At 72.7% G+C, this 15,550-nt stretch carries 17 protein-coding genes; 6 read left to right on the top strand and 11 right to left on the bottom strand.

The features are described 5' to 3' along the window. The first annotated feature begins 5 nt into the window (after window positions 1–5). The 5 genes from AQI94_RS05745 to AQI94_RS05725 are packed head-to-tail and all read left to right on the top strand — an operon-like array spanning window position 6 to window position 5,425. On the top strand, window positions 6–1,172 hold the full coding sequence (locus tag AQI94_RS05745; RefSeq protein ID WP_031045581.1) for an ADP-ribosylglycohydrolase family protein: 1,167 nt from the start codon (window positions 6–8) through the stop codon (window positions 1,170–1,172). Beyond that, window positions 1,160–2,518 (top strand): ADP-ribosylglycohydrolase family protein, encoded by a 1,359-nt coding sequence (locus tag AQI94_RS05740; RefSeq protein WP_062229606.1) that lies wholly within the window; start codon window positions 1,160–1,162, stop codon window positions 2,516–2,518. The genes AQI94_RS05745 and AQI94_RS05740 overlap by 13 nt, the downstream gene beginning before the upstream one ends. Next, window positions 2,515–3,408 carry a ribokinase gene (gene rbsK, locus AQI94_RS05735; protein WP_031048169.1) on the top strand — a complete coding sequence of 298 codons (894 nt, stop codon included), beginning with the start codon at window positions 2,515–2,517 and terminating at the stop codon, window positions 3,406–3,408. The genes AQI94_RS05740 and rbsK overlap by 4 nt, the downstream gene beginning before the upstream one ends. After that, window positions 3,405–4,595, top strand: a complete 1,191-nt coding sequence (locus AQI94_RS05730; RefSeq protein ID WP_031048166.1) for a CaiB/BaiF CoA transferase family protein — start codon at window positions 3,405–3,407, stop codon at window positions 4,593–4,595. Before rbsK ends, AQI94_RS05730 begins: the two co-directional genes overlap by 4 nt. Next, on the top strand, window positions 4,592–5,425 hold the full coding sequence (locus tag AQI94_RS05725; RefSeq protein WP_031048165.1) for an HpcH/HpaI aldolase/citrate lyase family protein: 834 nt from the start codon (window positions 4,592–4,594) through the stop codon (window positions 5,423–5,425). The genes AQI94_RS05730 and AQI94_RS05725 overlap by 4 nt, the downstream gene beginning before the upstream one ends. Window positions 5,426–5,482: 57 nt before the next feature. On the opposite strand, the gene lgt is transcribed toward AQI94_RS05725, so the two are convergent. The 11 genes from lgt to hisI all read right to left on the bottom strand — a co-directional run bounded on the left by lgt (window position 5,483) and on the right by hisI (window position 14,288). After that, on the bottom strand, window positions 5,483–6,433 hold the full coding sequence (gene lgt / locus AQI94_RS05720; RefSeq protein ID WP_031048163.1) for a prolipoprotein diacylglyceryl transferase: 951 nt from the start codon (window positions 6,431–6,433) through the stop codon (window positions 5,483–5,485). Window positions 6,434–6,536: 103 nt separating this feature from the next. Then, on the bottom strand, window positions 6,537–7,310 hold the full coding sequence (locus AQI94_RS05715; RefSeq protein ID WP_031048159.1) for a DsbA family protein: 774 nt from the start codon (window positions 7,308–7,310) through the stop codon (window positions 6,537–6,539). Between the two features lie 104 nt (window positions 7,311–7,414). Continuing rightward, entirely contained in the window at window positions 7,415–8,233 is an 819-nt protein-coding gene (gene trpA, locus AQI94_RS05710) for a tryptophan synthase subunit alpha (RefSeq protein ID WP_031048154.1), read from the bottom strand. After that, window positions 8,230–9,516: a tryptophan synthase subunit beta gene (gene trpB, locus AQI94_RS05705; protein ID WP_031048151.1), complete on the bottom strand. Its 1,287-nt coding sequence runs from the start codon at window positions 9,514–9,516 to the stop codon at window positions 8,230–8,232. Before trpB ends, trpA begins: the two co-directional genes overlap by 4 nt. Before the next feature lie 75 nt (window positions 9,517–9,591). After that, window positions 9,592–9,786: a tryptophan biosynthesis modulator TrpM gene (trpM, locus tag AQI94_RS46540; protein WP_078902787.1), complete on the bottom strand. Its 195-nt coding sequence runs from the start codon at window positions 9,784–9,786 to the stop codon at window positions 9,592–9,594. A gap of 22 nt (window positions 9,787–9,808) precedes the next feature. After that, window positions 9,809–10,618: an indole-3-glycerol phosphate synthase TrpC gene (gene trpC / locus AQI94_RS05700; protein WP_031048148.1), complete on the bottom strand. Its 810-nt coding sequence runs from the start codon at window positions 10,616–10,618 to the stop codon at window positions 9,809–9,811. Window positions 10,619–10,756: 138 nt separating this feature from the next. Beyond that, a complete protein-coding gene (locus AQI94_RS05695; RefSeq protein WP_031048146.1) occupies window positions 10,757–11,197 on the bottom strand; it encodes a DUF2752 domain-containing protein in 441 nt (146 codons plus the stop codon). Between the two features lie 78 nt (window positions 11,198–11,275). Beyond that, window positions 11,276–11,524 (bottom strand): HGxxPAAW family protein, encoded by a 249-nt coding sequence (locus AQI94_RS05690; RefSeq protein ID WP_031048141.1) that lies wholly within the window; start codon window positions 11,522–11,524, stop codon window positions 11,276–11,278. 162 nt (window positions 11,525–11,686) lie between these two features. Then, window positions 11,687–12,328: a TIGR02234 family membrane protein gene (locus tag AQI94_RS05685; protein WP_031048140.1), complete on the bottom strand. Its 642-nt coding sequence runs from the start codon at window positions 12,326–12,328 to the stop codon at window positions 11,687–11,689. Window positions 12,329–12,399: 71 nt separating this feature from the next. Next, on the bottom strand, window positions 12,400–13,878 hold the full coding sequence (locus AQI94_RS05680; RefSeq protein ID WP_031048138.1) for an anthranilate synthase component I: 1,479 nt from the start codon (window positions 13,876–13,878) through the stop codon (window positions 12,400–12,402). 11 nt (window positions 13,879–13,889) lie between these two features. After that, entirely contained in the window at window positions 13,890–14,288 is a 399-nt protein-coding gene (gene hisI, locus AQI94_RS05675; protein WP_031048135.1) for a phosphoribosyl-AMP cyclohydrolase, read from the bottom strand. Between the two features lie 83 nt (window positions 14,289–14,371). Here hisI and AQI94_RS05670 point away from each other — a divergent pair, with 83 nt between their 5' ends. After that, window positions 14,372–15,007, top strand: coding sequence for a TIGR03085 family metal-binding protein (locus tag AQI94_RS05670; protein WP_031048133.1), 636 nt, complete (start codon window positions 14,372–14,374; stop codon window positions 15,005–15,007). Window positions 15,008–15,550 lie beyond the last annotated feature (543 nt).

Below are 15,550 nucleotides of genomic sequence, written 5' to 3'. Positions count from 1 at the left end.
CGGGCATGACGCCCAAAAACACAGAATGCAGCCTTGAGGACCGGATCACCGGAGCCCTCGTCGGCGCGGCGGTGGGCGACGCCCTCGGCGGTCCCGTCGAGGGCTACTCCCCCGACCAGATCCTCGAACGCCACGCCGGCCGCGTCCACGGCGTCGTCGGCCCCTGGAACGGCGACGCCTGGCGCACCGCCCGCCCCATCGCCCCGTACCACAAGGGCGACGGCCACGTCACCGACGACACCTTGATGACCCACGCGCTGATCCGCGTCTACGACCGCGTCGAAGACCACCTCGACGCGTACGCAATCGCCGACCACCTGGTCCCCGACCTGATGACGAACCCGCACTGGATCCCGGAACTGGAGTCGGAGGCCCTCCTGCTGCACCGCGTCTTCCTCGCGGAGAAGTGGCTGGTCACCCGCCTCCACTACGGCCACATCGACCCCCGCGAAGCAGGTGTGGGCAACATCGTCAACTGCGGCGCGGCGATGTACATGGCCCCGGTCGGCCTGGTCAACGCGGCCGACCCACGGGCCGCCTACGCCGAGGCCCTGGACATCGCGGGCGCCCACCAGTCGTCGTACGGCCGGGAGGCGGCGGGAGTCCTCGCGGCGGCCGTAGCGGCGGCGGCCGCACCGGGAGCGACGCCGGACTCCGTGGTGACGGCCTGCCTCTCGCTGGCCAAGGACGGCACCCGTACGGCGATCGAGCAGGTCTGCGAAGCGGCCGCCCGCCACACGGACTTCGAGTCGGCCCTACGACCGCTGCGGGACGCCGTGGCTCCCTACGACACGGTCGGCCCCGACTACCGCGCCCCCTCCCTCGGCGCCCGCCGCCCCTCCCGCCTCCACTCGATCGAGGAACTCCCCGTCGCGCTCGGGATGTTGGTGGTGGCCGGGGGCGACTACCGGCAGGCCGTGCTCGGCGCGGTGAACTACGGCCGGGACTGCGACTCGATCGCCACGATGGCCGGCGCCCTGTCGGGCGCCCTGGGCTCCCCGGTCCCGGACGACTGGTCGAAGACGGTCTCCGAGGCCAGCCGTCTGGACCTGTGGGAACCGGCGGCGACGCTGACCGCCGTGGCCCGGCGGATCTTCGAGAAGGACGTGGCCCGGCGCAGGACCCACGAGGCGGCCTTCGCGGAACTCGGAGGCCCGAGATGCTCCGACTGACCTGGGTGCAGCCGGAGGACCTCATCGGTCACGAACTGCGCCAGGCGGCCCAGGACGGCCGGGAGCCGTCGGCGATCGCGGCGAGGTGGCGGGCGGCGGGAGGCCGGCAGGCACCGGCCCGGGCGGGCGCCTCGGCGGAGCCCGCGTCCCGATACCTGCGCCAGCTCGCGGAGGACCTGCTGGACGAACTGGCGGACCTGCCGAGCGCGTTGGCGGACGACGAGCCCACCGACCTCGCGCGGATCAGGGCCCGCTGCCGGACCTGGCCGGCGCCCGCCTGCGCGGCTCCCCTCTCCGAGGCCCGCCTGGAGGCGGCCTGGCTGGGCCGGGCCGTGGGCTGCCTGCTGGGCAAACCCGTGGAGAAGCTCCCCCTCGAAGCCATCCGCGCACTCGCCCGCTCCACCGGCAACTGGCCCCTGAGCGGCTACTTCACGGCGAAGGGCGTCCCCGCCGACCTCCTCGCCGCGCACCCCTGGAACCGCCGCTCCGCCGCGACCTCCCTCGCCGAGAACATCGACGGCATGCCCGAGGACGACGACCTCAACTACCCCTTGCTGAACCTGCTGTTGCTCCAACGCCACGGCAGGCGCTTCACCACCGCGGACGTGGCGCGGCTCTGGCTCGACGAACTGCCCGCCGGCCGTACCTTCACCGCCGAACGCGTCGCCTACCGCAACCTCCTGCAGGGCCTGGAACCCCCCAGAACGGCCCGCCACCGCAACCCCTTCCGCGAATGGATCGGCGCCCTGATCCGCGCGGACGTCCACGGCTGGACCAATCCCGGCGATCCGGCGGCCGCCGCCGAGCAGGCCCACCGGGACGCCACCCTCACCCACACCGCGAACGGCGTCTACGCGGCGATGTTCACGGCCGCCGTGATCGCCCAGGCGGCGGCGACCCCCGACATCCACACCTGCCTGCGCACCGGCCTCACCGTGATCCCCCCGAAGTCCCGCCTCGCCAGGGCCGTCACCCACAGCGTCCAACTAGCTCTGGAGAACGCCGACTTCGACAAGGTCGTGGACGAGCTCCACGCCACCCACGGCGCGGCCCACCACTGGGTCCACGCGATCCCCAACACCGCGCTGATCGCCGCCGCCCTCACCCACGCCGACGGCGACTTCACCGACTCCGTCTGCAAGGCGGTCAGCGGCGGCTGGGACACCGACTCCAACGGCGCGACAGCGGGAAGCATCGCCGGTCTCCTCTCCGGCGCCCCGGAAAGCCTCCCCGACCGCTGGACCACCCCCCTGAAGAACCGCCTGGCCACCTCCGTCGCCGACTTCAACGGCACCGGCTTCGACACCCTGGCCCACCTCACCCACCGGGAGGCTGCTCGCCCATGACCCACATCGCCGTGCTCGGCAGCACCAACATGGACCTGGTCGTCTACGTCGAAAAGCCACCCCGGCGCGGAGAGACCGTCACCGGCAGGGAGTTCCGTACGATCCCCGGCGGCAAGGGCGCCAACCAGGCGGTCGCCGCGGCCCGCGCCGGAGCCACCGTCTCGATGATCGGCGCGGTCGGCCACGACACCTTCGGCACCCGCCTGCGCTCCACCCTCGAACACTCCGGTGTCACCACCGACCATCTGCGCACCGTCGAGGGCCCCTCCGGCACCGCGCACATCGTCGTGGACGACGAGGGCGGCAACGCGATCGTCGTCATCCCCGGCGCGAACGGCACCGTCGACCACCTCGTCCCCGGCGACGAGGGCCTGATCGCCTCCGCCGACGCCCTGCTCCTCCAGCTGGAGATCCCCCTGGCCGCGGTCCTCGCGGGCGCGCAGACGGCACGCGCCCACGGTGTCCGGACGATCCTCACCCCCGCCCCGGTCCAGCCCCTGCCGCCCGAACTCCTCGCCGCGACCGACCTGTTGGTCCCCAACGAGCACGAGGCGGCCACCCTCACCGGCCTCGCCGACCCGTTCGCCGCGGGCGCCGCCCTGCTCGACCGGGTCCCGCGTGTGGTGATCACCCTGGGCGCGGCGGGCAGCGTGTATCTGACCCGGGACGCCGAACCCCTCGCCGTTCCCGCACCGCGGGTCACCGCGGTGGACTCCACGGGTGCGGGCGACACCTACGTGGGCGCTCTCGCCGTCGCCCTCGGCGAGGAACGGCCCATCCGGGAGGCGATGACCTGGGCCGCCGCGGCGGCCGCGCTGTCCGTCCAGCGGGAGGGCGCCTCGGCGTCCATGCCCTACCGCTCCGAGATCGAGGCCCGGTACCCGTCATGACCGAGACCCCCCTCCACGGCCTGCGCGTGCTCGACACGGCCACCCTCTTCGCCGGCCCCCTGGCCGCCACCCTGCTCGGCGACTTCGGCGCGGAGGTCGTCAAGATCGAGCACCCCACGAAACCGGACCCCTCCCGCGGCCACGGCCCCTCGAAGGACGGCATCGGCCTGTGGTGGAAGGTCCTGGGCCGCAACAAGCGCACGATCACCCTGGACCTGTCCAAGCCGGGCGGCCGGACCACCTTCCTCAGGCTGGCCGCCTCCGCGGACGTGGTCGTCGAGAACTTCCGCCCCGGCACCCTGGAGAAGTGGGACCTCGGCTGGCCCGAGCTGTCCGCCGTCAACCCCCGCCTGGTCCTCACCCGCGTCACCGGCTTCGGCCAGTTCGGCCCCTACGCCCACCGCCCCGGCTTCGGCACCCTCGCCGAGGCGATGAGCGGCTTCGCGGCGATCACCGGCGAACCGGACGCGCCCCCGGTCCTGCCGCCCTTCGGCCTGGCCGACTCCATCGCGGGCCTGGCCACGGCGTACGCGGTGATGACGGCCCTCGCGGCCCGGGAGCGCACGGGCGAGGGCCAGGTCGTCGACATGGCACTCATCGAGCCGATCCTGACGGTCCTCGGCCCCCAGCCGACCTGGTACGACCAGCTCGGTCACGTCCAGGAGCGCACCGGCAACCGCTCCGCCAACAACGCCCCGCGCAACACCTACCGGACGGCCGACGGCACCTGGGTCGCCGTCTCCACCTCGGCCCAGTCGATCGCGGAACGCGTGATGCACCTGGTGGGGCGCCCGGAGCTGATCGACGAGCCGTGGTTCGCGACGGGCGCCGAGCGGGCCGCCCACGCCGACGTCCTCGACGCGGCGGTCGGCTCCTGGATCGCCCGCCGCAGCCGCGCCGACGTCCTCGCGGCGTTCGAGAAGGCGGAGGCCGCGATCGCCCCGATCCAGGACGTCCGGGACGTGCTGGCCGACCCGCAGTACCAGGCACTCGACACCGTCACCACCGTCGACGACCCGGATCTCGGTCCCCTGCGCATGCAGAACGTCCTCTTCCGGCTCTCCTCGACCCCGGGCGCGATCCGCTGGGCGGGCCGCCCGCACGGCGCGGACACGGACGAGATCCTGCGGGAACTGGGGCTGACCGAGGCCGAGTTGACGGCCCTGCGCACGGAGGGCGCCCTGTGAGGCCGTACCCTCTGACCTGGCTCTACGTCCCCGGTGACCGCCCCGCGACCGTCACCAAGGCACTCGCGGCCGGCGCCGACGTCGTGGTCGTCGACCTGGAGGACGCGGTCGCCCCCGACCGCAAGCGGTACGCCCGCGAGGCGACGGCCGAACGTCTCGGCGACCCTCAGCCGGTCCCGGTCCACGTCCGGGTGAACGCCCTCGACGGCCCCCTGGCGGCAGCGGACCTCGCAGCGCTCGCCCCGCTCCCTGGCGTCTGCGGTCTCCGCCTGCCCAAGGTCACCTCCCCCGCCCAGATCACCCGCGTCGCGCGGAGGACGGCCCGGGCCGAAGGAGGCGTCGCCCCACCCCTGTACGCCCTCCTGGAATCGGCCCTGGGCATCGAGCGCGCCTACGCCATCGCCACCGCCCACCCGAACCTGCGAGGCCTCTCCCTCGGCGAGGCGGACCTGCGAGCCGACCTGGGCGTACGCCACGACAGGGGCCTGGACTGGTCCCGCTCCCGCGTGGTGGTGGCGGCGAGAGCGGCGGCCCTTCCTCCCCCGCCGCAGTCCGTCCACCCCGACATCCGGGATCTGGAGGGCCTGCGGACCTCCTGCGCCCATGGCCGGGCCCTGGGCTTCCTGGGCCGGGCAGCCGTCCATCCCCGCCAACTCCCGGTGATCGAGCGCGCGTTCCTGCCCACCGAGGAGGAGATCGAGCAGGCGGAGACGATCCTCAAGGCGGCGGAGGCCCACCAGGGGGCCCAGGCCCTCGCGGACGGCACGTTCATCGACGCGGCGGTGGTGACCCAGGCCCACCGCACCCTCTCCCTCGCCCACCGCGCCTGACATACGACGAGGGCGCCCCGATCGCTCGGGGCGCCCTCGTCGACGTACGACGGACCGTCAGGTCTTCTTCGCGGACTCGGCCTCGTCGGACACCTCTGCGGTGTCGGCCTCGGCAGCGGGCTCGGTCTTCTCCTCGCCCTCGGCAGCGTCGCCGGTCTCGGTCTCACGGCCGGACTCGGTCTCGTCGTCGGTGGCGCCCGGCTCGACGGTTTCCTCGCGGCCGGGCCTCTTCTTCGCCGACAGCACGAAGTACGTCACCGCGAGCAGGAACACGATGATCGCGGTCCAGACGTTGAGCCGGACCCCCAGGATGTGGTGGGCGTCGTCGATGCGCATGTACTCGATCCAGCCGCGCCCCGTGCAGTACGCGGCGACGTACAGCGCGAACGCCCGTCCGTGTCCGAGCGTGAAGCGGCGGTCGGCCCAGATGACGAGAAGCGCGACACCGATGCACCACAGCGACTCGTAGAGGAAGGTCGGGTGGTAGTAGCCCGGTACCCGGCCGTCCGTGGAGGACGTGATGTGCAGGGCCCACGGCAGGTCGGTCGGCTTGCCGTACAGCTCCTGGTTGAACCAGTTGCCCCAGCGGCCGATGGCCTGCGCGAGGGCGATACCGGGGGCGAGGGCGTCGGCCCAGGCGGGCAGCGGGATGCCCCGGCGCCGGCAGCCGATCCACGCGCCCACCGCACCGAGCGCGATCGCGCCCCAGATGCCGAGGCCGCCCTCCCAGACCTTGAAGGCGTCCACCCAGTCACGGCCCTCGCTGAAGTACAGCTCGTAGTCCGTGATCACGTGGTAGAGGCGGCCGCCGAGCAGTCCGAACGGCACGGCCCAGACCGCGATGTCGGCCACCGTGCCGGCCCGCCCGCCCCGGGCGATCCAGCGCTTGTTGCCGAGCCAGACGGCAACGAAGACGCCGATGATGATGCAGAACGCGTAGCCACGCAGCGGGATGGGACCGAGGTGGTACACCCCGTGCGACGGGCTGGGAATGTAGGCAAGTTCCATGGCAGGGTCGACGCTACCCTGCCGGGCCGGGCCAACGGCAGGCGGCCCGGCAACGGGTCCATAACAGGCGGGTGAGAGAAGGCGGCCGCCGCCTTACCTCCCGTCACCCCTTGTTGGCGGCCTCCACCTGCTGCTTCAGCTTCGCCGGGGTCATCGTCCGGTCCTGGTAGATGTTCTTGCCGTCGAGCAGCACGGTCGGGGTGCCGGAGAAGCCGCCGTTGCGGAAAGCGGCCGCGGACTTCTCCACCCAGCTGTTGTGGGTGCCCTTCTCGACACAGGTGCGGAACGCGGGCGTGTCGAGGCCGTCGACCTTCTTGGCCAGGTCGAGCAGCTTCGCGTTGTCGGCGTAGTCGTCGCTGGTTTCGTCGGGCTGGTTCTCGTACAGCACGTCGTGGTAGCCCGGGAACTTCCCGGCGTCCTGGGCGCAGGCCGCGGCATTGGCCGCGTTGCGGGAGCCGGTGCCGCCCATGTTGCCGTCGATGATCGTCGCCAGGTGGTACTCGACCTTGAGCTTCCCCGATCCGGTGAGCTCGTGGACGGTCGGGCGGTACGCCGTCTCGAAGGCCTTGCAGGCCGGGCAGCGGAAGTCCTCCCAGACGACGAGCGTCGACCCGGCGCCCTCCTTGCCGACCGGGATGGCGAGACTGTCCTGGCCCTGGGCCCCCGAGGGCGCCACCACCGGTCCCGAGGATTTGTCCTTGTCCTTGCCGGTGTTGGCCGCGACCACGCCGACCACCGCCGCGAGACCGAGGACGCACACGACACTCGCGCCCACGATCAGCACCCGGCGCCGCTTCTCCGCGGTCTTCTGCTTCGCGCGCTCCTCCGCCAGCCGCTCCCGGGCGGTGCGCTTTCCCTCACGGTTCTTCTCGCTCACACCCGCAGAACGAACCGGGGAGGCGCACCGCGCCTCCCCGGCCCCAGGTCCACCCGTTCGAGTGACCGGCTGTCCCGTCGCACCATGACGGGCGTACGGCCTGTCTACGCCTGTCGGCGCACGCCCTTCGCCAGCTCGCCCGCGAGAGCGCGGACGCCCTCGATGCCCGCCTTGTCGTCGGGCGCGTCCAGCATCCGCTTCACGAAGGCCGAACCGACGATCACGCCGTCGGCGAAGCCGGCCACCTCGGCGGCCTGTGCGGCGTTGGAGACACCGAGCCCGACGCAGACGGGCAGACCGGCACCGGCGGCTCGGGTGCGCTCGACGAGGTCCTGGGCCTGCGCCCCGACCGACTCACGCGTGCCCGTGACGCCCATCAGCGAGGCGGCGTACACGAACCCGCTGCCCGCCGCGGTGATGTCGGCGAGCCGCGCGTCCTTGCTGCTGGGCGCGACCACGAAGACCGTGGCGAGCCCGTGCTTCTCGGCGTGCTCGCGCCACAGCGCCGACTCCTGCACGGGCAGGTCGGGCAGGATGCAGCCGGCGCCGCCCGCCTCGGCGAGCTCGGCGGTGAAGCGCTCGACGCCGTAGCGGTCGATGGGGTTCCAGTACGTCATCACGAGCACCGGCTTCCCGGTGGCCTCGTAGGTCTCCTTGACCGTGCGCATGACGTCCGCGATCTTGACGCCGCCGCGCAGGGCGATGTCGTCGGCGGTCTGGATGACGGGGCCGTCGAGGACGGGGTCGCTGTGCGGCAGACCGACCTCGACGATGTCCGCGCCGCCGTCGAAGGCGGCCTTGATCGCCTCGATGCCGCCGTCCACGGTCGGGAACCCGGCCGGGAGGTAGGCGATGAGCGCGGACCGGTCCTCGGCCTTGGCGGCGGCGAGGGTGTCCGACAGCAGTTGGATGTTCCCGCTCACTTGGCGTCCCCCTCGATCTCCGCGCCGGTGCCGGCCTCGTCCGCCGCGACCGCGGCGTCGGTGTCGTACAGGCCGAAGTAGCGTGCGGCCGTGTCCATGTCCTTGTCGCCGCGACCGGAGAGGTTGACGACGATCAGCCCGTCCTTGCCGAGCTCCCTGCCGACCTCCAGGGCGCCGGCCAGCGCGTGGGCGCTCTCGATGGCCGGGATGATGCCCTCGGTGCGCGACAGCAGGCGCAGGGCCTGCATGGCCGCGTCGTCGGTGACCGCGCGGTACTCGCCGCGGCCGGAGTCCTTGAGGTAGGAGTGCTCGGGGCCGATGCCCGGGTAGTCCAGACCGGCCGAGATGGAGTACGGCTCGGTGATCTGGCCCTCCTCGTCCTGGAGGACGTAGGAGCGGGAGCCGTGCAGGATGCCGGGCTCGCCCGCGGTGAGGGTGGCCGCGTGCTCGCCGGTCTCCACGCCGTGCCCGGCGGGCTCGCAGCCGATGAGGCGCACGCCGGCGTCCGGGATGAAGGCATGGAACAGGCCGATGGCGTTCGAGCCGCCGCCGACGCAGGCGATGGCCGCGTCGGGCAGCCGGCCGACCCGCTCCAGGAGCTGTCGGCGGGCTTCGACGCCGATGACCCGGTGGAAGTCGCGGACCATGGCCGGGAAGGGGTGCGGTCCCGCGACCGTGCCGAACAGGTAGTGGGTGCGGTCGACGTTGGCGACCCAGTCGCGGAAGGCCTCGTTGATGGCGTCCTTCAGCGTGCGGCTGCCGGACTTCACGGCGATGACCTCGGCGCCCAGCATGCGCATCCGGGCCACGTTGAGGGCCTGGCGCTGGGTGTCGATCTCGCCCATGTAGATGGTGCATTCGAGGCCGAAGAGCGCGCAGGCGGTGGCGGTTGCGACGCCGTGCTGGCCGGCGCCGGTCTCCGCGATCACCCGGGTCTTGCCCATGCGCTTGGTGAGCAGGGCCTGACCGAGCACGTTGTTGATCTTGTGGGACCCGGTGTGGTTGAGGTCCTCCCGCTTCAGGAAGACCGTGGCGCCGCCGGCGTGCTCGGCGAACCTCGGCACCTCGGTCAGCGCGGAGGGGCGGCCGGTGTAGTGCACGAGCAGGTCGTCGAGCTCACGAGCGAACTCGGGATCGTGCTTGGCCTTGTCGTACTCGACGGCGACCTCGTCCACGGCGGCGACGAGGGCCTCCGGGATGAACTTGCCGCCGAACGCGCCGAAGTAGCCCTCGGCACTGGGGACCTGACCCTCGGGGTCGGGAATGAAGAACTCGCTGGGCATGACGGAACCTCACGGTGAGTGTGTATCGAGCACTGATCGCCGTGGGGGCACAGGGGATCGGACGGCCTCAGACCGTCAGTGGCTGGTCGCGCAGTTCCCCGCGCCCCTGGAAGGTCGCCATCGGCGCCCGTTGACCTGCCCGGGTTCGTCTCCGATGACGTATCTGACCCTGCGGCCGTGCACCCGGCGGGCCGGGGCACGGCAGCCTCGCGGCCGGCAACCGCGCGCGAGGCGGGCGTGCCGGTCCACGGTGGTCAGGGTCAGAGTCATCGGCGCCAAGCCTATCGAAAGATCATCCGCGCCCGTGCCGCAGCGCGGGATGCTCGCCCGCCGCCACCAGGTCCGACACCGCCGTCTTCGGGTCCTTGCCCGTCACCAGGGACTCGCCCACCAGGACCGCGTCGGCGCCGGCGTTGGCGTAGGCGATCAGGTCGTGCGGGCCGCGGACGCCGGACTCGGCGACCTTGACCAGATGGGCGGGGATCTCGGGGGCGATGCGCTCGAACGTGCCGCGGTCGACCTCAAGGGTCTTGAGATTGCGCGCGTTGACGCCGATGATCTTCGCTCCGGCGTCCACCGCGCGCTCGACCTCGTCCTCGTCGTGCACCTCGACGAGCGGGGTGAGCCCGATGGACTCGGCGCGCTCGATCAGGGACTCCAGGGCGGGCTGCTCCAGGGCCGCCACGATGAGCAGCGCGAGGTCGGCTCCGTAGGCCCGGGCCTCCCAGAGCTGGTACGACGTGACGATGAAGTCCTTGCGCAGGACCGGGATGTCCACGCGCGCGCGGACGGCCTCCAGGTCGGCCAGCGAGCCGCCGAAGCGGCGCTGTTCGGTGAGGACGGAGATGACGGCCGCGCCGCCCGCCTCGTAGTCGGCGGCGAGGCCCGCCGGGTCGGCGATCGCGGCCAGCGCGCCCTTGGACGGGCTGGAGCGCTTGACCTCGCAGATGACCTTGACGCCGTCGCCGCGCAGTGCGGCCACGCCGTCCTTGGCCGCGGGAGCCTTCGCCGCGCGCTCCTTGAGCTCGTCGAGGCTGACGCGCGCCTGCCGTTCCGCGAGGTCGGCACGGACTCCGTCGATGATCTCGTCGAGCACACTCACGCGAGCGGCCCCCTTCCAGACGGTTGACAGTTCCAGCGACCGATGAAAACAGGTGGTCACTGCGATGGTATCCGCAGGAGGGCGTAGCCCTCGCATCCGGTTGACGCCGGTCCCACTACCTGGACGTTCGCCAGTTGATCAAGGATGTAGCCAGCCACCGAACGGCAGGTTCCGGACAACCGTGAAGACCAGCAGCAATGTCCCCGCCGTCCACAGGTGCACCGGCCCGAGTCCGAGCCTCAGCGGCCGGCCGCGGGCCGCGCGGACCACCCAGACGGTCCACAGCACGGCGAAGCCCAGATAGCCCAGCACGGCCGGCGCGTTGTCCTGGAGCGCGGCCAGGAAGTCGCCGTGGACGAAGGCGTGCGCGCTGCGCAGTCCGCCGCAGCCGGGGCAGTAGAGGCCGGTGATCCGGTAGAGCGGGCAGACGGGGTAGTGGCCGGGCTGGTTGGGGTCCACGGCCCCCACGTACGCGAAGGCCCCGGCGACGGCGGCCAGGATCCCGCCCGGGACGGCGAGGCGTCCCGGCAGGCCGGTCCGGGGCAGCGCCCGCTGCGTTTCGGCGTTCACGTCCGCCATTGTCCCCCGCCCTCCCGTCGAACGCGTGAGGGGCGGCCCCGGCACTTTCGCGGGCCGCCCCTTCACGAGGTGCGTGTGTCAGCTCTTGGCGTCCGCCGACTCGGGGCGCGAGGTCGCGAGCGGCTTGTGGGCGTCCTTGGGCATGCCCATCCCCATCGCGCTCATGATCCAGCCGACGACACCGCCGATGACCACGATCGCCATACCGGCCCAGAAGCCCGCCGGCTGGGCCATCACCATGAAGGCGCCCGCGACACAGAAACCGATGAAGGCGATAGTGACACCGGTCCAGGCGGCCGGGGTGTGACCGTGGCTGCTGCCCGCCATTGCTTGCTCCTAGGTGCTGAGGTACGAGTCCGAGCCGGAAGCTCGGGGCCCATTGTTCCGCACGCACGGCCGCGATGTGTCCGGGGGTCACCTAGACGCGTCCCGGCGGGCGCGCGGGGAGCCGCGCGCCCGGTCGCACCGCCTGAGCTCCGAGGACGACCGTCACGCGCCTGTCGGGTCCTCGCCCCGGTCGAGCGCCTTCCAGATGTCCTCGGGCCGGTCGGGATCCACGACAGCGGCCTTGCGGCGTGGCCGGGGTGCCCCGTCCCGCTCGTAGCGCCCGGACATCGCGGGCCACAGGCGTCCGTACCGCAGCGCGAGCAGCCCGGCGAGCAGAATCAGCGCACCGCCCACCACGGCGACGTACGGCCAGGCGGTGTGCGAGAGCGAGGCGACCGTCGCCGAGGTGTCGCCGGAGGCCTTCGCCGCCTGCTCGTCCAGTGCGGACGAGTCGCCGGCCCCGACCAGCGCGGCGGCGACGATGCCGGCGCCGGAGAGCGCGAGCACCCCGGCGACCAGGAGACGGCCGGCCTTGCGGACGGCGAAGACGGCGACGAGCGCGGCGAGACCCACTATGGCCAGGGCCGCGGGAACGCCCGTGACGTCACTGCCCTTGGCGGTCAGGGGGAAGGCGCCGCCCGCCACGGTCGCGGTGCCCTCCGCCCACTGCTGACGGGTGGCCAGCAGCGCCACGGCGGCGCCGAGCGCGCCGCCCAGCAGGGCTACGGCGAGACTCAGACGTCCGGCCCTTGCGGGTCCGGCGGCTTCGGAACGGGGGTGCGGTACAGCAGTCACGTACCCCACTATCACCCGAACCCCGGGCGAACGGGCACCCGGGGTTCCGTGAGAAGCGCCCCATTCGGCGCCGAAGCCCCCTACTTGCCGAGCCGGTTCGCCGTGTGCACCGCCCGCAGGACCGCCGCGGCCTTGTTGCGGCACTCCGTGTCCTCGGCGACCGGGTCGGAGTCGGCGACGATGCCGGCGCCGGCCTGGACGTAGGCCGTGCCGTCGCGCAGGAGGGCCGTGCGGATGGCGATCGCGGTGTCGGAGTCGCCCGCGAAGTCGAGGTAGCCGACGCAGCCGCCGTACAACCCGCGCCGGGACGGCTCCAGTTCGTCGATGATCTGCATCGCGCGGGGCTTGGGGGCGCCGGAGAGGGTGCCCGCCGGGAAGCAGGCGGTCAGGACGTCGAAGGCGGTGCGGCCCGGGGCGACCTTGCCGGTGACCGTGGAGACGATGTGCATCACGTGGGAGTACCGCTCGACGGACATGAAGTCGACGACCTCCACCGAGCCGGGCTCGCAGACCCGCCCCAGGTCGTTGCGGCCGAGGTCCACCAGCATCAGGTGCTCGGCGCGCTCCTTGGGGTCGGCGAGCAGCTCGTCGGCGAGGGCCTGGTCCTCCTGCGGGGTCGCCCCGCGCCAGCGGGTGCCGGCGATGGGGTGCACCATGGCGTGCCCGTCCTCGACCTTGACCAGGGCCTCGGGGGACGAGCCCACGACGTCGAAGCCGTCGAAGCGGAACAGGTACATGTACGGGGAGGGGTTGGTGGCCCTGAGGACCCGGTAGACGTCCAGCGCGCTCGCCGTGCAGGGCGTCTCGAAGCGCTGGGAGGGCACGACCTGGAAGGCCTCGCCGGCCCGGATGCGCTCCTTGATGTCCTCGACGGCCTCCTGGAAGTCGGGGCCGCCCCAGAGCGCGGTGTACTCGGGCAGCTCGGAGGGGGGCAGGACCGCCGGGGGCTGGGCCACCGCGCGGGACAGGTCCGCCTCCATGGCGTCCAGGCGGGCCACCGCGTCCGCGTGGGCCTCGTCGACACCGGTGTCGAGGTCGTTGTGGTTGATCGCGTTGGCGATCAGCAGGACCGAGCCCTCCCAGTGGTCCATGACGGCGAGGTCGCTGGTGAGCAGCATGGTCAGCTCGGGCAGCTTGAGGTCGTCGCGCTCCCCCGGGCCGATCTTCTCCAGACGGCGGACGATGTCGTAGCCGAGGTAGCCGACCATGCCGCCGGTGAAGGGCGGCAGGCCTTCCTGGTGCGGGGTGTGCAGGGCCTCGATGGTGGCGCGCAGGGCGGCCAGCGGGTCGCCGTCGACGGGGACGCCGACCGGTGGGGTGCCGAGCCAGTGCGCCTGTCCGTCACGCGCGGTCAGGGTCGCGGCCGAGCGGACGCCCACGAAGGAGTAGCGGGACCACGAGCGGCCGTTCTCCGCGGACTCCAGCAGGAAGGTGCCGGGGCGCTCGGCGGCGAGCTTGCGGTAGAGGGCGACCGGGGTGTCGCCGTCGGCCAGGAGCTTGCGCGTGACGGGGATGACACGGCGGTCGGTGGCCAGCTTGCGGAAGGTCTCGAGGTCCATGGCGGCTGACCTTACTGATCCGAGGCGGCGGGACCGGAATCAGCGCCGTCCTTGAGGAGCACGTCCTCGTCGAAGCAGGTCCGCGCGCCGGTGTGGCAGGCAGCGCCCACCTGGTCCACCTTGACCAGCAGGGTGTCGGCGTCGCAGTCCAGGGCGACGGACCTGACCCACTGGAAGTGGCCGGAGGTGTCGCCCTTGACCCAGTACTCCCGGCGGCTGCGCGACCAGTAGGTGCAGCGGCCGGTGGTCAGCGTGCGGTGCAGCGCCTCGTCGTCCATCCAGCCGAGCATGAGCACCTCACCGGTGTCGTACTGCTGGGCGATGGCGGGGACGAGCCCGTCGGCGCTGCGCTTGAGGCGCGCGGCGATCTCGGGGTCGAGGCTGCTGCTGGGCGGGGGCGTGCTGGTCATGGGTGCCATTGTGCCGCGCGCAACTGACAGCCCCGGGGCCGTGTCCACTGTGCGGACCCGCGAGGGGGTCGTAGGCTGACTGCATGTCGACTTTCGCCAAGCGTGAACGACTTCTCCTCGCCGACCTGTTGGAGGCCGAGGGCCCCGACGCCCCCACCCTCTGCGAGGGCTGGCTCACCCGCGACCTCGCGGCGCACGTGGTGGTGCGCGAGCGCCGTCCCGACGCCGCCGGCGGTCTGCTGATCAAGCAGCTCGCGTCCCGCCTGGACCGGGTGATGACCGAGTTCTCCGAGAAGCCCTACGAAGAGCTGATCCAGCTGATCCGCACCGGCCCGCCGCGGTTCTCGCCGTTCCAGCTCAAGCAGGTCGAGGAGCTCTCGAACACGGTGGAGTTCTACGTCCACACCGAGGACGTCCGCCGGGCCCGCCCCGACTGGACGCCCCGCGAGCTGGACCCGGTCTTCCAGGACACCCTGTGGTCCCGCCTGGAGCGCACCGCCCGGCTGATGGGCCGCGGTGTCCCCACCGGTCTGGTGCTGCGCCGCCCGGACGGCCAGACGGCGGTCGCGCACCGCGGCACTCCGGTCGTGACGGCGACCGGTGAGCCCTCGGAACTGCTGCTGTTCCTCTACGGCCGTCAGAGCGCGGCCAAGGTGGAGCTGGACGGCGACAAGGAGGCCATCGCCAAGCTGCACGAGGCGAAGGAACTCGGGATCTGAGGGGGCCGTCTCGGGAGTTCGGCCGCGCCGCCCCGGAGCCCGGCCCCGCCTCGGGAGTTCAGCCACGTCTCGGAGCTCGGCCCCGCCTCGGGCGATCAGCCACGCCCCGCGGCTCGGCACCCGCCTCGGGAGTTCGGCCGCGCCCCGGACCTCGGTCCCGCCTCAGGAGTTCGGACCTGCCTCGGGCGATCAGCCACGCCCCGCGGCTCGGCACCCGCCTCAGGCGATCCGCCACACCCCGCAGCACGGCCCCCGTCAGGCGATCAGCCGCGCCCCGCACCTCGGCACCCGCCTCGGGAGTTCGGCCCCGCCTCGGGCGATCAGCCACGCCCCGGAATTCGGCCCCGTCTCGGGAGTTCGGCCGCGCCCCGGACCTCGGTCCCGCCTCAGGAGGTCGGACCTGCCTCGGGCGATCAGCCACGCCCCGCGGCTCGGCACCCGCCTCAGGCGATCCGCCACGTCTCGGAGCTCGGCCCCGCCTCGGGAGGTCAGCCTCGTCTCGGAGCTCGGCCCCGCGTCAGGTGATCCGCCATGCCCCGCACC

Source organism: Streptomyces pseudovenezuelae (assembly GCF_001513955.1).
GTDB classification, from domain to species: Bacteria; Actinomycetota; Actinomycetes; order Streptomycetales; family Streptomycetaceae; genus Streptomyces; species Streptomyces pseudovenezuelae.
This window is presented reverse-complemented; position numbering and strand designations above follow the sequence as displayed.

Coding starts and splice junctions, on each gene's coding strand:
- AQI94_RS05730 (WP_031048166.1), top strand. CDS start 3,405: ATGACCGAGACCCCCCTCCACGGCCTGCGCGTGCTCGACACGGCCACC.
- AQI94_RS05740 (WP_062229606.1), top strand. CDS start 1,160: ATGCTCCGACTGACCTGGGTGCAGCCGGAGGACCTCATCGGTCACGAA.
- AQI94_RS05680 (WP_031048138.1), bottom strand. CDS start 13,878: ATGGACCTCGAGACCTTCCGCAAGCTGGCCACCGACCGCCGTGTCATC.
- AQI94_RS05745 (WP_031045581.1), top strand. CDS start 6: ATGACGCCCAAAAACACAGAATGCAGCCTTGAGGACCGGATCACCGGA.
- rbsK (WP_031048169.1), top strand. CDS start 2,515: ATGACCCACATCGCCGTGCTCGGCAGCACCAACATGGACCTGGTCGTC.
- hisI (WP_031048135.1), bottom strand. CDS start 14,288: ATGACCAGCACGCCCCCGCCCAGCAGCAGCCTCGACCCCGAGATCGCC.
- AQI94_RS05690 (WP_031048141.1), bottom strand. CDS start 11,524: ATGGCGGGCAGCAGCCACGGTCACACCCCGGCCGCCTGGACCGGTGTC.
- AQI94_RS05695 (WP_031048146.1), bottom strand. CDS start 11,197: ATGGCGGACGTGAACGCCGAAACGCAGCGGGCGCTGCCCCGGACCGGC.
- trpM (WP_078902787.1), bottom strand. CDS start 9,786: ATGACTCTGACCCTGACCACCGTGGACCGGCACGCCCGCCTCGCGCGC.
- AQI94_RS05670 (WP_031048133.1), top strand. CDS start 14,372: ATGTCGACTTTCGCCAAGCGTGAACGACTTCTCCTCGCCGACCTGTTG.
- trpB (WP_031048151.1), bottom strand. CDS start 9,516: ATGCCCAGCGAGTTCTTCATTCCCGACCCCGAGGGTCAGGTCCCCAGT.
- lgt (WP_031048163.1), bottom strand. CDS start 6,433: ATGGAACTTGCCTACATTCCCAGCCCGTCGCACGGGGTGTACCACCTC.